The sequence below is a fragment of the Luteimonas sp. 22616 genome (assembly GCF_052044325.1).
Lineage (GTDB): Bacteria > Pseudomonadota > Gammaproteobacteria > Xanthomonadales > Xanthomonadaceae > Luteimonas.
Window position 1 is genome coordinate 2264178 of the sequence record NZ_JBQEMW010000001.1, and the last position, 20403, is coordinate 2284580.

19 protein-coding genes, 1 rRNA gene and 1 other RNA gene are annotated in these 20403 nt (G+C 69.4%); 14 read left to right on the forward strand and 7 right to left on the reverse strand.

Features of this window, described 5'->3' with window-relative positions; genetic code table 11:
- Positions 1–173: 173 nt before the first annotated feature.
- From rpoZ to ACTJIL_RS10460, 3 genes are all read right to left on the reverse strand, one after another.
- Positions 174–476 carry a DNA-directed RNA polymerase subunit omega gene (gene rpoZ / locus ACTJIL_RS10450; RefSeq protein WP_440755450.1) on the reverse strand — a complete coding sequence of 101 codons (303 nt, stop codon included), beginning with the start codon at positions 474–476 and terminating at the stop codon, positions 174–176.
- 230 nt (positions 477–706) lie between these two features.
- Entirely contained in the window at positions 707–1327 is a 621-nt protein-coding gene (gene gmk / locus ACTJIL_RS10455; RefSeq protein ID WP_440755451.1) for a guanylate kinase, read from the reverse strand.
- A 105-nt stretch (positions 1328–1432) separates the two neighbouring features.
- The gene (locus tag ACTJIL_RS10460; RefSeq protein ID WP_440755452.1) at positions 1433–2293 is read right to left on the reverse strand and encodes a YicC/YloC family endoribonuclease; all 861 of its coding nucleotides are present in this window, start codon (positions 2291–2293) and stop codon (positions 1433–1435) included.
- A 232-nt stretch (positions 2294–2525) separates the two neighbouring features.
- Between ACTJIL_RS10460 and rph the strand changes: the two genes are divergently transcribed.
- From rph to ACTJIL_RS10490, 6 genes are all read left to right on the forward strand, one after another.
- Positions 2526–3269 (forward strand): ribonuclease PH, encoded by a 744-nt coding sequence (rph, locus tag ACTJIL_RS10465; protein ID WP_440755453.1) that lies wholly within the window; start codon positions 2526–2528, stop codon positions 3267–3269.
- A 20-nt stretch (positions 3270–3289) separates the two neighbouring features.
- Positions 3290–3682 carry a VOC family protein gene (locus tag ACTJIL_RS10470; protein WP_440755454.1) on the forward strand — a complete coding sequence of 131 codons (393 nt, stop codon included), beginning with the start codon at positions 3290–3292 and terminating at the stop codon, positions 3680–3682.
- Positions 3679–4269: an RdgB/HAM1 family non-canonical purine NTP pyrophosphatase gene (gene rdgB / locus ACTJIL_RS10475; RefSeq protein WP_440755455.1), complete on the forward strand. Its 591-nt coding sequence runs from the start codon at positions 3679–3681 to the stop codon at positions 4267–4269. The genes ACTJIL_RS10470 and rdgB overlap by 4 nt, the downstream gene beginning before the upstream one ends.
- A 204-nt stretch (positions 4270–4473) precedes the next feature.
- A complete protein-coding gene (hemW, locus tag ACTJIL_RS10480) occupies positions 4474–5637 on the forward strand; it encodes a radical SAM family heme chaperone HemW (protein ID WP_440755456.1) in 1164 nt (387 codons plus the stop codon).
- A gap of 127 nt (positions 5638–5764) precedes the next feature.
- Entirely contained in the window at positions 5765–8143 is a 2379-nt protein-coding gene (locus ACTJIL_RS10485) for a DUF1631 domain-containing protein (protein ID WP_440755457.1), read from the forward strand.
- A complete protein-coding gene (locus ACTJIL_RS10490; protein WP_440755458.1) occupies positions 8140–8493 on the forward strand; it encodes a PilZ domain-containing protein in 354 nt (117 codons plus the stop codon). Before ACTJIL_RS10485 ends, ACTJIL_RS10490 begins: the two co-directional genes overlap by 4 nt.
- A gap of 85 nt (positions 8494–8578) precedes the next feature.
- Here ACTJIL_RS10490 and ACTJIL_RS10495 read toward each other — a convergent pair whose 3' ends face one another.
- Positions 8579–11254 carry a bifunctional diguanylate cyclase/phosphodiesterase gene (locus ACTJIL_RS10495; protein ID WP_440755459.1) on the reverse strand — a complete coding sequence of 892 codons (2676 nt, stop codon included), beginning with the start codon at positions 11252–11254 and terminating at the stop codon, positions 8579–8581.
- Positions 11255–11266: 12 nt separating this feature from the next.
- Between ACTJIL_RS10495 and pepQ the strand changes: the two genes are divergently transcribed.
- Positions 11267–12601, forward strand: a complete 1335-nt coding sequence (gene pepQ, locus ACTJIL_RS10500; RefSeq protein ID WP_440755460.1) for a Xaa-Pro dipeptidase — start codon at positions 11267–11269, stop codon at positions 12599–12601.
- Between the two features lie 179 nt (positions 12602–12780).
- Here the strand turns inward: pepQ and ACTJIL_RS10505 are convergent, their stop codons facing one another.
- The gene (locus ACTJIL_RS10505) at positions 12781–14112 is read right to left on the reverse strand and encodes an aminopeptidase P N-terminal domain-containing protein (protein WP_440755461.1); all 1332 of its coding nucleotides are present in this window, start codon (positions 14110–14112) and stop codon (positions 12781–12783) included.
- A 68-nt stretch (positions 14113–14180) separates the two neighbouring features.
- Positions 14181–14726, reverse strand: coding sequence for a UPF0149 family protein (locus tag ACTJIL_RS10510; protein ID WP_440755462.1), 546 nt, complete (start codon positions 14724–14726; stop codon positions 14181–14183).
- 128 nt (positions 14727–14854) lie between these two features.
- On the opposite strand from ACTJIL_RS10510, the gene ACTJIL_RS10515 reads away from it, so the two are divergent.
- From ACTJIL_RS10515 to rpiA, 7 genes are all read left to right on the forward strand, one after another.
- Positions 14855–17056 carry a putative bifunctional diguanylate cyclase/phosphodiesterase gene (locus tag ACTJIL_RS10515; RefSeq protein WP_440755463.1) on the forward strand — a complete coding sequence of 734 codons (2202 nt, stop codon included), beginning with the start codon at positions 14855–14857 and terminating at the stop codon, positions 17054–17056.
- Positions 17057–17087: 31 nt separating this feature from the next.
- Positions 17088–17309: a TIGR02449 family protein gene (locus ACTJIL_RS10520; RefSeq protein WP_440755464.1), complete on the forward strand. Its 222-nt coding sequence runs from the start codon at positions 17088–17090 to the stop codon at positions 17307–17309.
- Positions 17306–17599: a cell division protein ZapA gene (locus ACTJIL_RS10525; protein ID WP_440755465.1), complete on the forward strand. Its 294-nt coding sequence runs from the start codon at positions 17306–17308 to the stop codon at positions 17597–17599. Before ACTJIL_RS10520 ends, ACTJIL_RS10525 begins: the two co-directional genes overlap by 4 nt.
- 96 nt (positions 17600–17695) lie before the next feature.
- Positions 17696–17881, forward strand: a non-coding RNA gene (gene ssrS, locus ACTJIL_RS10530) — 6S RNA.
- Positions 17882–17959: 78 nt separating this feature from the next.
- The gene (locus ACTJIL_RS10535; protein WP_440755466.1) at positions 17960–18550 is read left to right on the forward strand and encodes a 5-formyltetrahydrofolate cyclo-ligase; all 591 of its coding nucleotides are present in this window, start codon (positions 17960–17962) and stop codon (positions 18548–18550) included.
- Positions 18547–19017: an EVE domain-containing protein gene (locus ACTJIL_RS10540; protein ID WP_440755467.1), complete on the forward strand. Its 471-nt coding sequence runs from the start codon at positions 18547–18549 to the stop codon at positions 19015–19017. Before ACTJIL_RS10535 ends, ACTJIL_RS10540 begins: the two co-directional genes overlap by 4 nt.
- Positions 19018–19081: 64 nt before the next feature.
- Entirely contained in the window at positions 19082–19729 is a 648-nt protein-coding gene (gene rpiA / locus ACTJIL_RS10545) for a ribose-5-phosphate isomerase RpiA (protein ID WP_440755468.1), read from the forward strand.
- A 404-nt stretch (positions 19730–20133) separates the two neighbouring features.
- Here rpiA and rrf read toward each other — a convergent pair.
- Positions 20134–20247: ribosomal RNA gene (rrf, locus tag ACTJIL_RS10550) — 5S ribosomal RNA — on the reverse strand.
- Between the last annotated feature and the right edge of the window lie 156 nt (positions 20248–20403).

The following is a 20403-nucleotide window of genomic DNA, read 5'->3' on the forward strand; positions in this document are numbered from 1 at the left end:
GGGAACGGCGAATCGGCGCCCGCCGGGCAGCCCACCGCCACCGGGCCGCCTGCGCATTCAGCGGCCAGAACGCAACAACCCCGCTTTCGCGGGGTCGTCGTGCGGGCACGGATGGGGCAGGAAGTGCCGGGAGCCGGGGTCCTGCCCCCGCTTCCCCGTGCCGGTTTCCGGTCTTACAGGTCGTCGCCCTTGGACATGTCCTCGTCGGCGACCACTTCGGCGGCGGCCCATTCCAGCGCCTCGCGCTCCTTGCGCTCGCGCTCGGCCTTGTCGACGGCGTCGATGTACGGCTGGTCGATGCGGCGGGCGGCGATCTCGCGCAGGGCCAGCACCGTCGGCTTGTCGTCGTTCTCGGTGTTGTCGATCTGCGCCTCGACGCCATTGGCGAGCTGGCGCGCGCGCTTGGCGGCCATCATGACGAGCTCGAAGCGGTTGTCGACGACTTCCAGGCAATCTTCCACGGTGATGCGGGCCATAACTCTCCCGGCGGCCGGTCGGGCCGTCGATTCAATAGATAGGGGGAGGCGGATTCTACTGGATTGGCCGCCCCCGGCACAAGCGTTGCGCCGGAAAATCAACCACTTGCGGGACTTTCAGGGCGTCCGGGAGCCTCGCCCCCCGCAGGAGCGGCTTCGGCCGCGAGCGTTTGCGGCTATTCCCAATGCAGGTGCTCGCGGCTGAAGCCGCTCCTGCGGGGAAGCCACGCCTATTCGCCTTCGGCCAGCAGCGCGGCGACCAACGCCGCGTGGCGCCTCGCCTGCACCTCGCGGCGCAGCCGGCTGGCGGCGAAGATCACGCACATCTCGTCGACGGCGGTCTCGAAATGCTCGTTGACGATGACGTAGTCGAACTCGTCGTAGTGCGACATCTCCTCGCGCGCGGCGGCCAGGCGTTGCGCCATGACGGCCTCGCTGTCCTGCCCGCGCTTGCGCATGCGCTGGTCGAGCGCCTCGCGCGACGGCGGCAGGATGAACACGCTGACCGCGCCGGACACCTGTTCGCGCACCTGGCGCGCGCCTTGCCAGTCGATCTCCAGCAGCACGTCGCGGCCTTCCGCCAGGCGCGACTCCACCGCCTGCTTCGCCGTGCCCTTCCAGTCGCCATGCACCAGCGCGTACTCGAAGAAGTCGCCGGCATCGATCATGCGCTGGAACTCGTCGCGGCCGACGAAGTTGTAGTGCTCGGCGTGGTGCTCGCCCGGGCGCGGCGCGCGCGAGGTGTAGGAGATCGACAGGCAGATGTTGGGGTCGCGTGCCAGGCACGCGTTGACGATGCTCGACTTGCCGGCGCCCGACGGCGCCGCGACGATGAAGAGGGTGCCGCGCATGGAGCCGTGATCGGCCATTGGTGATCCGTGATGGGTCAAAACCAACCTCCCGTATTCCCGGCTCTGCGCTTCTTCGAATCACGAATCACGAATCACCAATCCCCGTTACTCAATGTTCTGCACCTGTTCGCGGATCTGGTCGATCAGCACCTTCAGCTCCACCGCGATGTTGCTGGTGCGCGCGTCGACCGACTTCGAGCCCAGGGTGTTGGCCTCGCGGTTGAACTCCTGCAGCAGGAAATCGAGGCGGCGGCCGACCGGCTGGTCCTGGGTGAAGATGCGGCGGATCTCGACGACGTGGCTGTCGAGGCGGTCGAGCTCCTCGTCGACATCGAGCTTCTGCAGCCACAGCACCAGCTCCTGCTCCACGCGCCCGGGATCGGCGGCCTGCGCCAGGTCGGCGATGCGGGCGTCGAGCTTGGCGCGCTGGCCGGCGCGGATCACCGGGATCAGCTCGCGCACCTGCGCGGCCTGCGCGGCAATGCCGTCGACGCGCTCGAGGATCGCGGCGACCAGCTTGCCGCCCTCGCGTTCACGCGAAGCGACGAATTCGGCGAGCACCTCGTCCAGCAGTTCCATCGCCTCGGCGTGCAGCGCGGCCGGGTCGCCGGCCCTGGACTGCAGCACGCCGGGAAACTGCAACAGGTCGATGAACTGGGTGCGCAGCGCCGGGAAGCGCGCGTCGATGCCTGTCGCCAGGTCGCCCAACTGCTGCAGCAGCGCATCGTTGACCTGCAGCGTGCCGCCGCCCTCGCCGGCGCGCAGGCGCAGGGTGAGGTCGACCTTGCCGCGCGACACCCGCGCCGATACGCGCTCGCGCAATGCCGGCTCCAGCAGCCGCAGTTCGTCGGGCAGGCGCACGCCCAGCTCGAGGAAGCGATGGTTGACCGCGCGCATCTCGCAGCCGAGCGTGCCCCATTCGGTCGAGCGTTCGCCGGCGGCGAAGGCGGTCATGCTGCGGATCATGTGGTGCCTGCGGGAAGAATCGGGCTGGAAGTATGCCATTGCGGGGAGCAGGGGCCGTTGCCGGAGCGCCCCGGGTTCGGGGATGCGCTTCGGCGCCCTGGCGTGGATTTGCACCCACGCACATCGCCCGCCGGCGCATGCCGCGACGTGCAGGCGGCCACCTGCGTCCATGCTCACCGATCGGCATGCGGTGCCCTGCTAAACTCGCGCGCCGCGTCCGGTAACCACCTCCATGTCCACTCCTGCCCCGCAGGCTCCTGCCCGTCCCAGCGGCCGCGCGCCCGACCAGCTGCGCGAGGTGCGCATCGAACGCGCCTTCACCCGTCACGCGGAAGGCTCGGTGCTGGTGAGCTTCGGCGACACCCGCGTGCTGTGCACGGCCAGCGTCGAAAACCGCGTCCCGGGTTTCCTGCGCGGCAAGGGCGAGGGCTGGGTCACCGCCGAATACGGCATGCTGCCGCGTTCGACCAATACCCGTAACGATCGCGAGGCCGCGCGCGGCAAGCAGGGCGGCCGCACGCTGGAAATCCAGCGCCTGATCGGCCGCGCGCTGCGCGCCTGCGTCGACCGCCGCGCGCTCGGCGAGCGCACCATTACCCTGGACTGCGACGTGCTGCAGGCCGACGGCGGCACCCGCACCGCCGCGATCACCGGCGCCTACGTGGCGCTGGTCGACGCCGTGCGCTGGCTGCAGTCGCGCAAGGACATCGCCCGCGATCCGATCTTCGGCGCCGTGGCGGCGGTGTCGGTCGGCGTCTACCGCGGCGTGCCGGTGCTCGACCTCGACTACGCCGAGGACAGCGACTGCGACACCGACATGAACGTGGTGATGAACGACGGCGGCGGCTTCATCGAGCTTCAGGGCACGGCCGAAGGCCACGCCTTCCGCCGCGACGAACTCGACGCCCTGCTCGGCCTGGCCGAACGTGGCATCGGCGAACTGCTGGCCGCGCAGCGCGAGGCGCTGGCGCGCTAACCCCGCCGCGGTAGACGCGCATGACACAGTCCATCGCCACCGTCGCGGTCGTCGTTTCCGATTACGACGAGGCCATCGCCTGGTACACCGGCGCACTCGGGTTCGAGCTGCTGGAGGATTCGCCGCGTGGCGAAGGCAAGCGTTGGGTGCGGGTCGCGCCGCGCGGCGCCGGCGCGACTGCGCTGCTGCTGGCGCGCGCCGCCGACGACCACCAGCGCACCCGTGTCGGCGACCAGACCGGCGGCCGGGTCGGCTTCTTCCTCGAGACCGACGATTTCGCTCGCGACCACGCGGCCATGCGCGCGCGCGGCGTGCGCTTCGTCGAGGCCCCCAGGCAGGAGGATTACGGCACGGTCGCGGTGTTCGAGGACCTGTACGGAAACCGCTGGGACCTGCTGGAAATGCGCCGGTGAAGCTGGTCATCGCCAGCGGCAACCGCGGCAAGCTGGCCGAGTTCGCGGATCTGCTCGGCGACAGCGGCATCGACTGCGTCGCGCAGGGCGAACTCGGCGTCGACGACATCGAGGAAACCGGCCTGAGCTTCGTCGAAAACGCCCTGCTCAAGGCGCGCCACGCCGCGCGCGTGACCGGGCTGCCGGCGCTGGCCGACGACTCGGGCCTGTGCGTGGACGCGCTGGGCGGCGCGCCCGGGCTGTATTCCGCGCGCTATGCCGGCGGCCACGGCGATGCGCAGGCCAACATCAACAAGCTGCTCGACACGCTGCGGGAGGTGCCAGACGACCGGCGCGGCGCGCATTTCCACGCCTCGATCGTGCTGCTGCGCCATGCCGACGACCCGCAGCCGCTGATCGCCGAGGGCAGCTGGCACGGCCGCATCCTGCACGCGCCCCGCGGCGCCGGCGGCTTCGGCTACGACCCGGTGTTCCTCGACCCCGAGCGCGGCCAGTCGGCGGCCGAACTCGATCCGGCGCTGAAGAACCGGATCAGCCACCGCGGCCTTGCGCTGGCGGCGCTGCGCGAAAAGCTCCCATCCCTGTAGGAGCGGCTTCAGCCGCGAGCTTTTCGCGGAAGATGATCCTCCCTTGCAGGGGTACTTGGGCGTGACTGGTATCGCCGGCAAGGTCTGTCGCACCCAAGTGCGCCCCTGCAAGCGATCCATTCATCGTGCAAGGAGCTCGCGATTGAAGCCGCTCCTGCAAGAGCAGGCGCGCCTGCAGGACCAGCGGCTCCTACAATGCCCGCCATGCTGACCCCGCCACCGCTGTCGCTGTACGTCCACCTGCCCTGGTGCGTGCGCAAGTGTCCGTACTGCGACTTCAACTCGCACGAGTTCCGCGGTGCCGGCGGCACCCCGCCGTACGACCAGTATGTCGAAGCGCTGCTGGCCGACCTCGACTTCGACCTGCCGCTGGCCTGGGGCCGCACCGTGCACAGCGTGTTCTTCGGCGGCGGCACGCCGAGCCTGTTCCCGGCCGAGGCGATCGACGCGTTCCTGCAGGGCGCCAGCGCGCGCCTGCGCTTCGCGCCGGGGCTTGAGATCACCCTGGAAACCAACCCGGGCACCGCCGAACACGGCCGCTTCGAGCACTACCGCGCCGCCGGCGTGAACCGGCTGAGCTTCGGCGTGCAGACCTTCGACAATGCCGTGCTGCAGCGCCTGGGCCGCATCCACGACAGCGCCGAGGCCGAGGCCGCGGTACGACTGGCCCGCGATGCCGGCTTCGACAACTTCAACCTCGACCTGATGTACGCGCTGCCCGGGCAGACCCTGGCGATGGCCGAGCGCGACATCGAGCGCGCACTGGCGCTGCAGCCGGCGCACGTCTCCCATTACCAGCTGACGCTCGAACCGAACACCGTGTTCGCCGCCAGGCCGCCGCAGGACATCCCCGACGAAGACGCCGCCTGGGACATGCAGGAACGCTGCCAGCAGATGCTCGCCGACGCCGGCTACGCGCAGTACGAGGTCAGCGCCTACGCGCAGCCCGGACGGCAGTGCGCGCACAACCTCAACTACTGGCGCTTCGGCGATTACCTCGGCATCGGCGCCGGCGCGCACGGCAAGCTCACGCTGGGCGCGGAACAGTCGATCATGCGGCGCTGGAAGCACAAGCACCCGGCAGCCTACCTCGCCACCGCGGGCGGCGCGGGGGCGATCGGCGGCGATGAAACCATCGAACCGGCGCGCAGGCCGTTCGAGTACATGCTCAATGCCCTGCGCCTGGTCGAGGGATTCCCGCTGGCGCAGTTCGAGGCGCGCACCGGGCTGCCGCGCGCGGCGATCGCCGCGCCGCTCGCGCAGGCCCGGGATCGCGACTGGCTGCAGGTCGACGGCGGCCACGTCCGGCCGACGGCACTGGGTCGGCGTTTCGGCAACGACGTGATCGCGCTGTTCCTGGACGCCTAGCGCCGGCACGCGCTTCCACGGCGCTGCCGGTCATCGGCGCTGGCCGAAGGCCTGCACGGAATCCGTACGCTGGCCCCGGCCGCCCCCGGCGTGATAAGAAGCGCACGGGGGGAGCACAATCGCATCCATGTCCGCTTCGACGCCATCGAACGATGCCACGCCGCGCACGCTTGCCGCCGCCGGTTTGCCCCGGCGTGTGCGCAAAGCTTTGGAACACGCGCTTTCGCTGGTCTCGGTCGAACTGGACAACAGCCTCGGCACGATGCTCAAGGAGTTCGAGCAGGAGTTGTTCCGGCTCGCCGACATGGCGCGCAATCCCGGCGTCGAATCGGGTTACATGCAGACCCTGCGCACCCTGCGCATGAACAGCGCCGACCTGATCCCGCGCTTCATGCTCGAGCTGGAAGCCGGGGTCGCCGCGATCCGCGCTACCCAGCCGGCGGCGGAAACGCCTGAGTCCGGCGCGCGCGTGCGCTTCCAGAACCTGAGCCTGGTCGAGGACGAGGTGATGGACGAGGGCGCGGTGCTGCGCGAGGTCGCCATCCGCCAGGAGGCGCGGGCTGCGCTGCCGCTGCACCTGCTGGGCCAGCGCTTCGGCGTGCTCGCCGGCAGCCCGGCCCTGGACGCCGAGCACATCCCGCTCGGCCCTCGCGCGCTGTGCCGGGCCATGCGCGACGCCAGCCAGACGCTGCAGGTGCCCTACGAGGCGCGCCTGCTGCTGTACCGCATCTTCGATCGCCAGGTGATGGCGGGCTACGCGCGCATCCTCGAGAAGCTGGACGAAACGATGGATGCCGACGGCATCCTGCCCGGCCTGACCTTCGTGCCGGTGCGCGCACGCGCCACGCCGCAGGGCGAACCGCAGCAAGCCGCCGGCGCACGTGCGACCGGCACCGGAGCGGGAGCCCGGGCGGAGCCTGGCCAAGGCGGCCCGGCTCCGGCCGGCAGCCGGCGCGCACGCGGCGACGCCGACTCCGCGGACGCGCCCGCCGACGCACCCGCCGTCTCGCCGGACAAGCGTCCGCCGTCGGCGCAGCCACGCCCGCACACCGCCTGGATGGGCGAACCCCGTGACGATCCGGACGGCGGCGACGAAACGGCGTCGCTGGCCATGCTGCAGCAGCTCATGGCCGGGCGGCGCGCGCTGATCGGCAAGCTGCGCCCGCACCAGCCCGGCGGGCCGCGCGACGAACTGAGCACCCGCGACGTGTTCAGTGCGCTGGGCGTCCTGCAGGTGGAGCCGCCCTCCACCAGCAACGGGCGCAGCCTGCACGACGTCAAGCAGACGCTGCTGGCCCAGGCGCGCCAGCAGCACGGCAAGGGCGCGACGCTGTCGCAGCGGGACAACGACACCTTCGAACTGCTGTCGATGCTGTACGGGCAGATCGAGGAGGAGATCCGCGCCGACGCGCCCGCCGCCGCGCTGATCCGCCGCCTGCAGCTGCCGCTGCTGCGCGTCGCGCTGCAGGACCGCGCGTTCTTCGTGCGCGGCCACCACCCGGCACGGCGGCTGCTCAACACCGTCGCCGAGTCCGCGGCCAGGTGGCTGGACAAGGACGACTACGACCCGCGGATGCTCCTGCCGCTGCAACAGGCGGTGACCCACGTCGTCGAGAATTACGACGGCGACGATGCGGTCTTCGACGCCAGCAACAACAAGCTCGAGACCCACCTGCAGGAACAGGTGCGCAAGGCCGAGCTGCTCGAGCGCCGGCACGTCGAGGCGGCGCGCGGCAAGGAAAAACTCGAGGTCGCCAAGCTGCGCGCCACCGAAACGCTCGACGCGATCGTCGGCGACCGGCGTCTGGCCAAGTTCGCGCGCGCGCTGCTTCACCAGGCCTGGGCGGACGTGCTCACTCTGACCCTGCTGCGGCAGGGCGAAGGCTCGGACGAATGGCTCAGGCAGGTGGAGGCCACGCAGAAGATCGTCTCCGCCTGCAGCAACGACGACGCACCCGTTGATCCGGCGCTGACCGCGCACGTGGCCGAAGCGCTCGGCCAGGTCGGCTACCACGTCGACGAGGCCGGGGTGATCGCGCAGCGCCTGACCCAGCGCGTGCCCGAAGGCGAGGACGATCCCGCCTCGCGCACCGAGCTGGCCATCAAGCTCAAGGCCCGCGCACGGCTGGGCGAGGACCCGGCGAAAGCCAAGGGCCCGAAGCTGCCGCCACGCACGCCGGAGGAACAGGCCCGCTACGAACAACTGCGGGTGATGCCGTTCGGCGCCTGGATCGAATTCGTCGTCAACCAGCAGGGCGACTGCGTGCGTCGGCGCCTGTCGTGGTTCAGCCCGGTCACCAACAACGCGCTGTTCGTCAACCAGCGCGGCCAGCGCGTCGGCGAGCATTCGCTCGACAGCCTCGCGCGCATGATCGCTGCCGGGCAGGCCCGCATCGTCACCGCCGATCGCGGGCGCCTGGTCGACCGCGCCTGGCAGGCGGCGGTCAGCGCGCTGCGCAGCTTCGCCGGCCGCGGCGAAGAGTCCGCGCTGCTGGAGCCGAAATGATCAACGAATTCCGCCGCGCACGCCGCCGCAAGGCGGCCGATACGATCCTGGTCACCGACGCGATGACCGAACGCGTGGTCGGCCACATCGGCAACCTGTCCGAGAGCGGGCTGCTGCTGATCGCCAGCGAAACCTTGGTCGACGACGCGCTCTACCAGCTGCAGTTCGCGCTGCCGGACGGAAAGGGGGGCCAGCCGGCGACGGTGGAAGTGGGCGCGCACCTGCTGTGGATGGACCGCGCCAGCGCACCGGGCCAGGCCTGGATCGGCTTCCGTTTCATCGCCGTTGCCCCGGCACACCGGATGCGCCTCCAGAAATGGATCGAAGCGCCCGGCGGCCACTACGAGTGAGCCGCGCCGCGCACTGACCGACGCGCATTGACCGCCGCGGCCTGCCCGCGCTGGCGGGCCCACGGGCGGCGCGACGGCCATCCGATCATCGCTGGTAGAGCACGCGCTCCGGCCGGTGCAACGCGAACCCCTGCCCGTAGTCGACGCCGAGTTCGCGCAGCAGCTCGACCGTGTTGGCGCTCGCCACCCATTCGGCCACCACGTCGAGCCCGCGCTGGTGGCCGATCTCGGTGATGACGTCGACGATCGAGCGGCTCATCGGGTCGCTGTCGAGCTCGCGGATGAAACTGCCGTCGATCTTGATCACGTCGACCGGCAGGTTCTTGAGATAGCCGAACGAGGACATGCCGGCGCCGAAATCGTCCAGCGCGACCTGGCAGCCGACCGCGCGCAGGCGCTCCATCACCCGCACCGCGCGCGCCAGGTTGCGCACCGCCTCGGTTTCGGTGATCTCGAAGCACAGCCGCGACGGTGCCACGCCGTGGCGGGCGATCAGGTCGAGCACGTAATCGGCCAAGCCTTCGTCCTCGAGCGTCGAGGCGGCCAAGTTGAGCGCACAGCGCCCCGGCGCGCGCCCGCTGGCGTGGAGCCGGTCGAAGTTCGCGATCGCCTCGCCGATCACCCAGCGGTCCAGCGACGGCATCATCCCGTAGCGCTCGGCCGCAGGCAGGAATGCGCCCGGCGGCACGATCCGGCCCTCCTCGTCGCGCAGCCGGATCAGCAATTCGATGTGCGGATCGGTTTCCGGCTGGCCCTGCAGCGGCAGCACTTCCTGGTAATCGAGCAGCAGCCGGCCCTCCTCGACCACCCACCGCAGGCGGTTGGCCCACTCCATCTCGCCGCGGCGCTGCACCGTCTCGTCCTCCTGCGCCGAGTAAACGTGGATGCGGTTGCGGCCGTGGTCCTTGGCCATGTAACAGGCGGCGTCGGCATGCGCGAACACGTCCTCGAGGGTCATGCCGGCGCGGTCGATCATCACCATGCCGATGCTGGCGCTGATCGTGTACGAACGCTGCTCCCAGACGAAGATCAGTCCCTCGATGCGCGTGCGCAGGCGCTCTGCCAGCAACTGCGCACCGTCGACGCTCATGTCCCGCGCGAGCACCCCGAACTCGTCGCCGCCCAGCCGCGCCAGCAGGTCTTCGCCGCGCAGGTGCTCGGACATCGCCAGCGCCAGCTGGCTCAGCAGCTGGTCGCCGGCCAGGTGGCCCGAGGTGTCGTTGATCAGCTTGAACTGGTCCAGGTCGATGTACAGCAACGCCGCCGAGGCGCCGCCGCGCGCGACCGCCTGCAGGGTCCGGCGCACGCTGCGCTCGAACTCGCGCCGGTTGCACAACCCAGTCAGCGCGTCGTGCGTGGCCTGGTAACTCAGCAGTTCGGTGAGCTGGCGCTGCTCGGAGGTGTCGCTGGCGACCATCAACAGCTTGTCCAGGCCGCCGAGCTGGACCTGGCTGATCGACGTCGAAGCCCAGAACCGGTCGCCACCCAGCGTGCGCAGCGTGGTATCGACATTGCTCCAGTGCACGTCCTCCATGGCCGTGGACAGGGCGCGCTGCAGCGCCGGATCCTCGAACAGCGACGCCAGCGGAGTCTCGCCGCTGGCCACGTTTCCGCCCAGGCGCGTGGAAGCGGCCTCGTTGGCGTACACGACGCAGCCGTCGTCGGCGCGCGCCATCAGCACCAGCGCCGGCAGCAGGTCGTTGAGGGTGCGGAAGCGCTCTTCGCTCTCGCGATAGCGTTCGGCGAGCTGGCGGCCCAGCGTGACCGCGCGCCTGCGCATGGTCGCCGCCGACCACAGCAGCAGTGCCAGCAGCATGCTGGCGATCGCGCCGGTCACCGCCATCAACCACAGCAGGCTCGCGTCGTAGCCGCTTCCCAGCGGCTGCAGCAGAACCTGCCAATGGCGCTCGCCGAAGGCAACGTCGCCGCCATGGCTGCGCGCGTCGGATACGGGCCCCGCCTCCGAATCGAACAGCACCTCGCCAGTTCCGTCGGTGGTGTCGAGCACGCGCACCCGGTAGCGGCGCAGGGCTTCGGGCGGCAGTGCGGCCAGCAGCATCGGGCGGACCCGCATGCTGATGCCCAGCGCGCCGAGTTCGCGCTCACGCCGTTGCGCTACGTCGAGCGGACGCGAGCCGGTGCTGTACACCGGCAGCCGCACGACCACGCCAAGCGCGTCGCGCGGGTCGCTGACCGGCTGGCGCAGCGGGAAAGCGGCGGACATCACCGGCTGGTCGGTATCCCGGGCGCGCAGCAGCGCGTGCAGGTTCGCCGGCTGCGCGGCCATGTCGAAGCCGACCAGGCTGCGATTGCCGTCCAGCGGGACCACGTTCTCGTACATATAGCGCGGGCGGGCGCCGGGGGATTCGGGATCCTGGCGGCGGGCGAACACCATCGCGATCAGGCTCGGCAGCACTTCCTTCGCGCGCAGGTTGTCGTGGACGCCGGCGAACTGCTGCCGGTCGATCTTGTCGTCGACCATGAACGACGACTGCAGCGCGCGCAGCAGCAGGCCGCTGGTCTCGAGCTGCCGCGCCACCTGCGCCACGCTGCGCCGGGCGAACTGCGAATCCTGCAGCTGCGCCTCGGCCTGCAGGTTGCCGCGCTCCAGCAGCACCACCGCGCCGGTCACCAGCAGCCCCGCCAGCAGCCCGGCCAGCGCGAACAACCACGCCGGCATGCCAAGCAGCAGCGACCGCGCCGCGGCTTCCTCGCCCTGCAGCGGCGTCGCGGTTGCGGCAGAATGCCCGGACCTTTCCATCGTGCCCCACCGATGAATGCAGAACCTGCAATCCTATATGCCGCGCATCTGAATGTGCTGAAAACCCGCGCCGACGCCGCCCTCGAGCGCGCCGGGCTGGACCACCTGGTCGTCCCCAGCGGCACCCTGCACTACCAGCTGTTCGACGATCGCGACTACCCCTACGCCGCCAACCCGCAGTTCAAGGCCTGGCTGCCGCTGACCCGCAACCCCGGCAGCTGGCTGGTGTACACGCCCGGCGAGAAGCCGCGCCTGGTGTACCTGCAGCCACACGACTACTGGCACGTGGTACCCGAAGCCCCGAACGGATACTGGCTCGAGCACTTCGACGTGGTGGTGATCCGCGAGCCCGACGAGGCGCAACAGCACCTGCCCAAGAACGCCACCCGCTGCGCGATCCTCGGCGAGGCGCAGAGCGCGCTGGGCAAGTACGGCGCGTTCGCGCCCAACAACCCGCCGGCGGTGGTGGACTACCTCGAATACCACCGCGCGTACAAGACGCCGTACGAGATCGCGATGATGCGCGAGGCCACCCGGCGCGGCGTGCGCGGCCACCGCGCCGCCGAGCGCGCCTTCCGCGCCGGGGCCAGCGAGTTCGGCATCCACCTGGCCTACTGCCAGGCCGCCGGCCAGGACTCCAACGAACTGCCATACGGCAACATCGTCGCCCTCAACGAGCACGGCGCGGTGCTGCACTACACCGACTTCGGCCGGCTGCCGCCGAAGCCGGTGCGCAGCTTCCTGATCGACGCCGGCGCCAGCCACGGCGGCTATGCCAGCGACATCACCCGCACCTACGCGGCCGATCCCGGCGACGAGTTTCAGTCGCTGGTCGACGCGGTCGACGCCGCCCAGCAGAAGATGGGCGCGCAGGTCCGCGCCGGCGCGGACTACAAGCAGTTGCACCTGGACGCGCACCTGGCGCTGGCCGCGATCCTCGGGGATTTCGGCGTGATCAAGGTTTCGCCCGAGGCCGCGCTGGCCAGCGGCGTGAGTTCGGCATTCTTCCCGCACGGGCTCGGCCACGGCATCGGCCTGCAGGTGCACGACGTCGCCGGCTTCGCTGCCTCCGACGCCGGCGGCACCATCGCCAAGCCAGCCGGCCATCCCTACCTGCGCCTGACCCGCGTGCTGGAACCGGGCATGGTGGTGACCATCGAGCCGGGCATCTACTTCATCGACATGCTGCTGGAGAAGCTGAAGCGCGATGGACACGCCGACGCCGTCGACTGGTCGCGCGTGGATGCATTCCGTCCGTACGGCGGCGTCCGCATCGAGGATGACGTGGTCTGCACCGACGGCGAGCCGGTGAACCTCACGCGCGAGGAATTCGCCAGCGCGGGGTGAGGGTCGCGGCTCCCCAGCATTGGCGTTTCGCTCGCTGGGCAACCAATGCCGACAGGCCATCCCTCGCTTCTTCGACACGCGTGTCGCCACCCATGGCAACGACACACGCTTCGGATCGTCCTGCCCAGTCATTCACGGCCGGGCGTTCGCGGACGCAGCCGACGCCGATCGGGCATCGGCTAACGCGTCAGCTCACCCATGAACGCCTCGATCTCGTCGGCACTGCGCGCCAGCCCCTCGGTCAGGACTTCGTGGCCATCCTCGGTAACGAGCACGTCGTCCTCGGTGCGGATGCCGATCCCGCGCCATTTCGCCGGCACCGACGTGTCATCCGGCGACACGTACAAACCCGGCTCGATGGTGAACACCATGCCCGGCTCGAGCAGGCGCGATTCGCCGTCGATGCGGTAGTCGCCGACGTCGTGCACGTCGAGGCCCAGCCAGTGCCCGGTCTTGTGCGGATAGAAGCGCTTGTGGTTGCCGTCGGCGATGTTCTTTTCCAGCTTGCCCTTGAGCAGGCCGAGCTTGAGCAGGCCTTCGGTCAGCGTCGCAACCGCTGCTTCGTGGCCGGCCTCGTAGGCAACACCCGGGCGGGCCTGCGCCAGTGCCGCAACCTGCGCAGCACCGACCAGGTCGTGCAACGCCCGTTGCTCCTTGCTGAAGCGACCATTGACCGGGAACGTGCGGGTGATGTCGGCCGCGTAGCCGCGGATCTCGGCGCCGGCATCGACCAGCACCAGGTCGCCGTCCTTCGCCTGCGCGTTGTTGGCGATGTAGTGCAGCACGCAGCCGTTGGCGCCTGCGCCGACGATGGTGCCGTAGGCCGGGTGTCCATCGTGGGCGCGGAACACGCGCTCGATCTCGGCCTGCAGCTCGTACTCGCGTACGCCCGGCCGCGCCGCGCGCATCGCCGCCTCGTGCGCCAGCACGCTGACCGCGGCGGCACGGCGCATCAGCTTGAGCTCGTCGCGCGACTTGAACAGGCGCATCTCGTCGAGCAGGTGACCCAGTTCGAGGAACTCATGCGGCGACTGCGCACCGCGTCGCGACTGCGCGCGCACGCGGTTGAGCCAGCCGATCAGCTTCAGGTCGAAATCGGTGTCGCGTCCGAAGTGGTAGTACACCCGCGTGCGGCCTTCGAGCAGGCCGGGCAGGATCTCGTCGATGTCGTCGATCGGATACGCGTCGTCCATGCCGTAGGCATCGATCGCACCCTCGGGGCCGGTGCGGGGCCCGTCCCAGGCTTCGCGTTCGGGGTTGCGCTCGCGGCAGAACAGCAGGTTCTCGCCATGCGTGCGCCCCGGGACCAGCACCAGCACCGCCTCGGGTTCGGGGAAGCCGGCCAGGTACAGCAAGTCCGAGTCCTGCCGGTACGGATAGTGCGTATCGCGGCTGCGCACGCGTTCGGGCGCGGCGGGCAGGATCAGGATCGCGTCGTTGCCCGCCATGCGCATCAACTGCTTGCGGCGCCGCGTGTAACTGGTCCGGGGAATCACGGGATTGCTGGCCATGGTGTTCCGGGAAGTCGGGGTCGCGCCGGCCCTGCGCCGGTCCGGACCGGCCGGTCGGTTGAGGCTGGTCAGTTGAGGGTCCTGCGATGCCGCGGCCCGAGCGCGCAGTCGCCATGCAGCAGGAGCGTCGCCACGCGGACGAACTCCTCGATCTCGGCCAGCGCGGCCTCGTCCTCCTCGTCGCCGTCCTCCTGCGGCGAGGCGGCGGCGAGCCTGGCGATGTCGGCCAGCGCTTCATGTCCTTCGTCGGACAGCGGCGGATCCTTCCCCGCCGCCAGGCCAAAGGCGCCGAGGAAACCGCGGCACCATTCGAACAGCGCACCGCTGCGCTCGGCCAGCCCGACATCGTCGTCCGGCAGCAGCAGCGCGAAGCCGAAGCTGCGGTCCTCGAGCTGGGCGGCGCTGGCCTTGGCCATGCGATCGAAGGCGCTGCCTTCGACGACGGCAGGCAGCGCGTCGTCGACCAGCAGCCTGCCCAGCCATTGCGGATCATCGTCGCCGCCGCCCGCCAGCCAGCCGCACAGCGCGCCATGCAGTTCCGGCGCGGTGACGCCCAGCCCGAGGCTGCGGCTCGCGTCGTCGATTTCGGACAGGGAAGGCAGGGCCGAGGACAAGGCAGGCGACCGGAATCCGGGGGGCCGTAGTGTACCAATGCCGCTCAGGCCGTCGCGCCCGCTTGGCGTGCGCGCAACTGGATTACACTGCGTTCCTGCCGCGGGGGGCGGCGGCGGAGGGGCTCGCCTTGATCGATCATGCCGACCTGCTGATGCTGGGGATCATTCTCCTGGTGCTGGCGTTGGTCGCGGCGCTGATAGTCCTGATGACGTTGCGGCGACGCAGCGAGCGGGCCTATGTCAGGGAGCTCCGGGAACGCGAGGAACGCCTGAAGCTGGCGCTCTGGGCCACGGGCGAACACTACTGGGACTACGACCTGGTCGCCGACAAGCTGCGCCGGTCGCAGCCGGATGAAACGGTATCCGACGGGCTGCCCCAACTGCCGCAGCGGGTCGAACTCGCCCAGGTGATCCATCCCGACGACTTGCCGCTGGCACGCGAACGCCTGCGCAAGTACCTCGAAGGCGCGACCCCGATGTTCCGCTCGGAACACCGCGTCCTCGACGTCAACGGCGATTGGGTTTGGATCCGCGCGCGCGGCCGCGTGGTGGCGCGCGACGCCGATGGCAGCGTGCGCCGGGTCGCCGGCACCGCACTCAACATCACCAGTGACCGCCACATCGAGCGCGAGCGGCGCATCGCCAGCGCGGTGCTGCGCAACATGAACGAAGCGGTCACCGTCCTCGACAGCGATTTCCGCTTCGTCTCTGTCAACCCGGCCTTCACTCGCATGACCGGCTACGAGGACGAGCAGGTCGCCGGCCGTAGCGCCGACCTGCTCGACAGCACGCAGCACGACCCGGCCTTCTACCGCCACGTGCGCGACATCGCCACGCGCCAGGGCCGCTTCTCGGGCGAGATGTGGCAGCGGCGCAAGGACGGCGAGGAGTTCCTCTGCGCGATCGAGACCAGCGTCGTGCAGGAAGCCGAAGGTGAGCCGCCGCTGTATGTCGCGGTGCTCAACGACATCACCCAGCAGAAGCGCACCGAGCAGGAACTGCGCTACCTGGCCAACTTCGACACCCTGACCAACCTGCCCAACCGCACCCTGCTGTCGGAACGGCTGTCGCGCGCGATCGTGCGCGCCCGGCGCGAGAACAACCGCGTCGCGGTGCTGTTCCTCGACCTGGACCGCTTCAAGGACATCAACGATTCGCTCGGGCACGCCGCCGGCGACCGCATCCTGCGCTCGGCCGCGGTGCGCCTGCAGCAGACCGTCGGCCAGCACCACACGGTGGCGCGCCTGAGCGGCGACGAGTTCACCGTGGTGCTGGAGAACCTCGACAGCCTCGCCGACGCGGACAAGACCGCGCGCGAGATCATCATGGCCTTCGAGGCCCCGCTGATCATCGACGAGCGCCAGGAAATCTCGATCTCGCCCTCGATCGGCATCAGCGTCTACCCGGACCACGGCCAGGTCCCGACCGAACTGCTCAAACAGGCCGACACCGCGATGTACCAGGCCAAGGCCGCCGGCCGCCGCACCTTCATCCGCTACGACGACGCGATGGACGTGTCGATCCGTCGCCGCGCCACCCTCGCCGGCGCGCTGCGCAAGGTCATCGACCGCGGCGAGCTGCATCTGGCCTACCAGCCGCGGCTGGCGTTGCGCTCCTCGCGCATCACCGGGGTCGAGGCGCTGCTGCGCTGGACCAGCGCCGAGCACGGCGAGATCCCGCCCAGCGTGTTCATCCCGCTCGCCGAGGAAAGCGGGCTGATCCTGGAGATCGGCGAATGGGTGCTGCGCGAAGCCTGCCTGACCCTGCAGCGCTGGCGCCAGCACGGCCTCGCCGACTTGAACATCGCGGTCAACATGTCGGTGCTGCAGCTGCTGCGCGGCAATTTCCCGGACGTGGTACGGCGGGTCCTGGCCGACACCGGGATCCCGCCCGGCGCGCTGGAGCTGGAGCTGACCGAAAGCGTGCTGATGGCGAACGCGGTGCAGACGGCGAACAAGCTGCAGGCGTTCCGCGAGATCGGCGTGTCGCTGGCGATCGACGACTTCGGGACCGGCTACTCCTCGCTCGCCTACCTCAAGCGGCTCCCGATCACGACTATCAAGATCGACAAGGAGTTCATCAACGACCTCTCCCGCGACCCGGACGATGCCGCGATCACCAGCACGGTGATCACCATGGCCCATTCGCTGGGGCTGAACGTCGTCGCCGAGGGCGTGGAGACTCAGGCCCAGCTCGACTTCCTGCGGGCCAAGGGCTGCGACGAGGTCCAGGGATTCTGGGTGTCGCCGCCGCTGGACACCCACGAGTGCCTGTCGTTCATCCGGCACTGGGGCCAGGCCCGGGCAGGCGGGACTGCGGCCCCGCCTTGACCGCCCCCCGCCGCGTGCCTATCGTGCCGACATGGACAGTCAGGACGTGATCGAACAGCTGCGCGCTCTGGGCGAACGCTTCGACGCGCTCGCCGATCGCACCCGGCGGCTGGCCGAGGAGAACCGCAGCCTCCGCCAGCAGCAGGAACAGCTGGCCGGGGAACGTTCGCAACTGCTGGCGAAGAACGAACAGGCACGTTCGCGCGTCGAAGCGATGATCGCGCGGCTCAAGTCGCTGGAGCAACACACATGAGCGCCAGCGAGCCGACCAGCATCCGCGTCCTGGACCGCGAGTACACCGTTGGCGTCGAACCCGGCGAACGCGACAGCCTGATGGCGGCCGCCAAGCTGCTCGACACCAAGATGCGCGAAGTGCGCGGTGCCAACCGCATGGCCGCGGTCGACCGCGTCGCGGTCCTGGCCGCGCTCAACTTCGCCCACGAACTGCAGCAGCTGCGCGAGGAATCCGGCCATCGCGACCGCGAGATCGCGCGCACGCTGGGCGATCTCCAGCGCAAGCTCGATACGCTGCTCGATGCCTGAGTTCGGCGGCTGCATGCAGCCGATGTCGCCACCTGCGATGAACGCCGACCGACGAACGGATCCGGCCGCGCACGATCTCACGCTATACTCCGGACGCGTCCTCTGCCGTGATCGACGGCGTGCACAAACATACGCCTTGTCCCTTAATGACGACCACGGGGGCGCAGTGGAAACCGGGTGTGCAAGCCCGCCTCGCAGCGGTAAGCCCGATGGATTCCCGGCGCTCCCACTTGAACCCCGGGTTCAAGGTCGTTTGGCATGCATCGACATGGCGGAGGACGTATTTTCTTGCGCCACGGCATCCCGGCAGCCGCCTGCCGAAGCCAGGCGCGTGCCGCCGCCGCTGATGATGGATGCCCCATGAGCCAGGACGCCCGCGCATTGCGCAGCGCCCTCCGCGAGCAGCGCCGCACCGCACCCGCCAGCGAGCGCATCGCCGCGGCCGAACGCATCGCCGGACACCTGCTCTCCGTGCCCTTCATGCCGCGGCATGGCCACGTTGCCGGCTACTGGGCGGTCGACGGCGAGATCGGACTGCACGCCTGGCAACTGCGCCTGCCACCGACGCTCACCTATTGCCTGCCCGTCCTGCACGGGGATTGCCTGCACTTCGCGCCGTGGCGCCCGGGTGCTGCGCTGGTCTCGAACCGCTACGGAATTCCGGAACCCGACGTCGCACCCGATGCCCTGCTCGCCGGCGAGGACATGGCCCTGGTCGTCGCACCGCTGGTCGCGTTCGATGCAGGCTGCCATCGGCTTGGCATGGGCGCCGGCTGGTACGATCGCAGCTTCGCATTCCGCCGCGATCGCGCCGCGCCGCCCTGGCTGGTCGGTGCAGCGTTCGCCAGCCAGCAGGTCGATGCGATCGCGGTCGAATCCTGGGATGTGCCCATGGATGCGATCTGCACCGAGCGCGAAACCTTTCTTGCACCGTCCGATACGAGCGAATGAGTCCACGCAAGCGCTACTGGCTGATGAAGTCCGAACCGACGGATTTCTCGATCGACGACCTGAAGCGGGTCGGCACCGAGCCGTGGACCGGCGTGCGCAACTACCAGGCGCGCAACTTCATGCGCGACGACATGAAGATCGGCGACGGCGTGCTGTTCTACCACTCCAATTGCGACGTCCCCGGCATCTACGGGATTGCCGAGGTCGCCAGTAGCACCTATCCGGATCCGACCCAGTTCCAGAAGAAGTCCAAGTACTACGACGCCAAGGCGACGCAGGAACAGCCGCGCTGGTTCCTGGTCGACGTCGGATTCGTGCGCACGCTCGACACGCCGATCCCGCTGGACACCATCCGTGCCCACGCCGACGTGCTGGGCGACGATTTCGCGTTGATCCGCAAGGGCACGCGCCTGTCGGTGCTGCCGGTCACGGCCGCGCAGTGGAAGGCGCTACTCGCGCTGTCATGAATACGATCCATCGGGCCCCATCCCAGGGCCCGCTCCCCGAAATCCAACCCGGAATCCCCGCAACATGAGCGAAGCCAAGCGAATGGCCGGCGAGAAGGCCATCGAATACGTCGAGGACGGCATGATCGTGGGCGTCGGCACCGGTTCGACGGTCGCCTACTTCATCGATGCGCTGGCGCGGATCAAGCACCGGATCGAAGGCGCCGTTTCCAGCTCCGAACAAAGCAGCGCGCGCCTACGCGGGCACGGGATCGAGGTCATCGACCTCAACCATGCGGGCCAGTTGCCGCTTTATGTCGACGGCGCCGACGAGTGCGACCCGCGCAAGTGCCTGATCAAGGGCGGTGGCGCTGCGCTCACCCGCGAAAAAATCATCGCCGAAGCCAGCGACAGGTTCGTCTGCATCATCGACCCGGCGAAGCGGGTCGATGTCCTAGGCAAATTTCCGCTTCCGGTCGAAGTCATCCCGATGGCGCGCAGCCTCGTCGCGCGCGCGATCGTCGCCGCCACCGGCGCGCAACCCGTCTGGCGCGAAGGCGTGGTGACCGACAACGGCAACTGGATCATCGATGTGCACGGTCTGGCCATCACGGAACCGCTGATACTCGAGCGCGAACTCAACCAGATTCCCGGCGTGGTGAGCGTCGGCCTGTTCGCAAGACGCCCGGCCGACATTGTCATCGTGGGAAGCGAGCCACCGACCGTACTTTAGGTCGTCTCCCAGGGACGGCTTCAGCCGCGAGCTCGACGCCGGCCTTTTCAGAAGGCCTCCCGCAAGACGGGACCCCGCTCCCAATCCGATTCCCGTCGACGTGCCGGTCCACCGCCCGAAACGCCGCGCATGTCCGTTCCCGTCTCCAGCCCCTTCAAGGATCGGCGGGTCGGGTTCGCCCTGCGCTCATCCGCACCTGGTGTTGCAGGAGCGGCTTCAGCCGCGGGATTTACAGGGCCGGTCGCGAGGCGCGATGCCGGACTGCAGGAAGGGCGCGGTGAATGATTCCCGGCTCCTGATTTTCGCTCCGTAGCCGCCTTGGCGCCCGCGGCTGAGGCCGCCAACACATTCAAAATGGCAAAAAGAAACCCCGCAGCCTTGGCTGCGGGGTTTCGGGGTAAAGACCCTGGCAATGACCTACTCTCGCATGCTAAATGCACACTACCATCGGCGCGTGCGCGTTTCACTTCCGAGTTCGGGATGGGATCGGGTGGTTCCACGCAGCTATTGTCACCAGGGAGAGGGTGGAGGGTCGCGAAGGCCGGTCAACTGGCCCGAATAACGCGCACACGCTCTCGTTGGTTGCCTCGGAACAAGCCCATGAAGCGGCTTGCCGTCAGCGAATAAGTTGGGACGTAGCGAAACTTTTGCGTCGAACATCGACGTGTCGTCGA

Bases quoted from the DNA above. Each gene is read 5' to 3' on its own strand.
- rpoZ (WP_440755450.1), bottom strand. From the start codon at position 476: ATGGCCCGCATCACCGTGGAAGATTGCCTGGAAGTCGTCGACAACCGC.
- gmk (WP_440755451.1), bottom strand. From the start codon at position 1,327: ATGCGCGGCACCCTCTTCATCGTCGCGGCGCCGTCGGGCGCCGGCAAG.
- ACTJIL_RS10460 (WP_440755452.1), bottom strand. From the start codon at position 2,293: ATGATCCGCAGCATGACCGCCTTCGCCGCCGGCGAACGCTCGACCGAA.
- rph (WP_440755453.1), top strand. From the start codon at position 2,526: ATGTCCACTCCTGCCCCGCAGGCTCCTGCCCGTCCCAGCGGCCGCGCG.
- ACTJIL_RS10470 (WP_440755454.1), top strand. From the start codon at position 3,290: ATGACACAGTCCATCGCCACCGTCGCGGTCGTCGTTTCCGATTACGAC.
- hemW (WP_440755456.1), top strand. From the start codon at position 4,474: ATGCTGACCCCGCCACCGCTGTCGCTGTACGTCCACCTGCCCTGGTGC.
- ACTJIL_RS10485 (WP_440755457.1), top strand. From the start codon at position 5,765: ATGTCCGCTTCGACGCCATCGAACGATGCCACGCCGCGCACGCTTGCC.
- ACTJIL_RS10490 (WP_440755458.1), top strand. From the start codon at position 8,140: ATGATCAACGAATTCCGCCGCGCACGCCGCCGCAAGGCGGCCGATACG.
- ACTJIL_RS10495 (WP_440755459.1), bottom strand. From the start codon at position 11,254: ATGGAAAGGTCCGGGCATTCTGCCGCAACCGCGACGCCGCTGCAGGGC.
- pepQ (WP_440755460.1), top strand. From the start codon at position 11,267: ATGAATGCAGAACCTGCAATCCTATATGCCGCGCATCTGAATGTGCTG.
- ACTJIL_RS10505 (WP_440755461.1), bottom strand. From the start codon at position 14,112: ATGGCCAGCAATCCCGTGATTCCCCGGACCAGTTACACGCGGCGCCGC.
- ACTJIL_RS10520 (WP_440755464.1), top strand. From the start codon at position 17,088: ATGGACAGTCAGGACGTGATCGAACAGCTGCGCGCTCTGGGCGAACGC.
- ACTJIL_RS10525 (WP_440755465.1), top strand. From the start codon at position 17,306: ATGAGCGCCAGCGAGCCGACCAGCATCCGCGTCCTGGACCGCGAGTAC.
- ACTJIL_RS10535 (WP_440755466.1), top strand. From the start codon at position 17,960: ATGAGCCAGGACGCCCGCGCATTGCGCAGCGCCCTCCGCGAGCAGCGC.
- ACTJIL_RS10540 (WP_440755467.1), top strand. From the start codon at position 18,547: ATGAGTCCACGCAAGCGCTACTGGCTGATGAAGTCCGAACCGACGGAT.
- rpiA (WP_440755468.1), top strand. From the start codon at position 19,082: ATGAGCGAAGCCAAGCGAATGGCCGGCGAGAAGGCCATCGAATACGTC.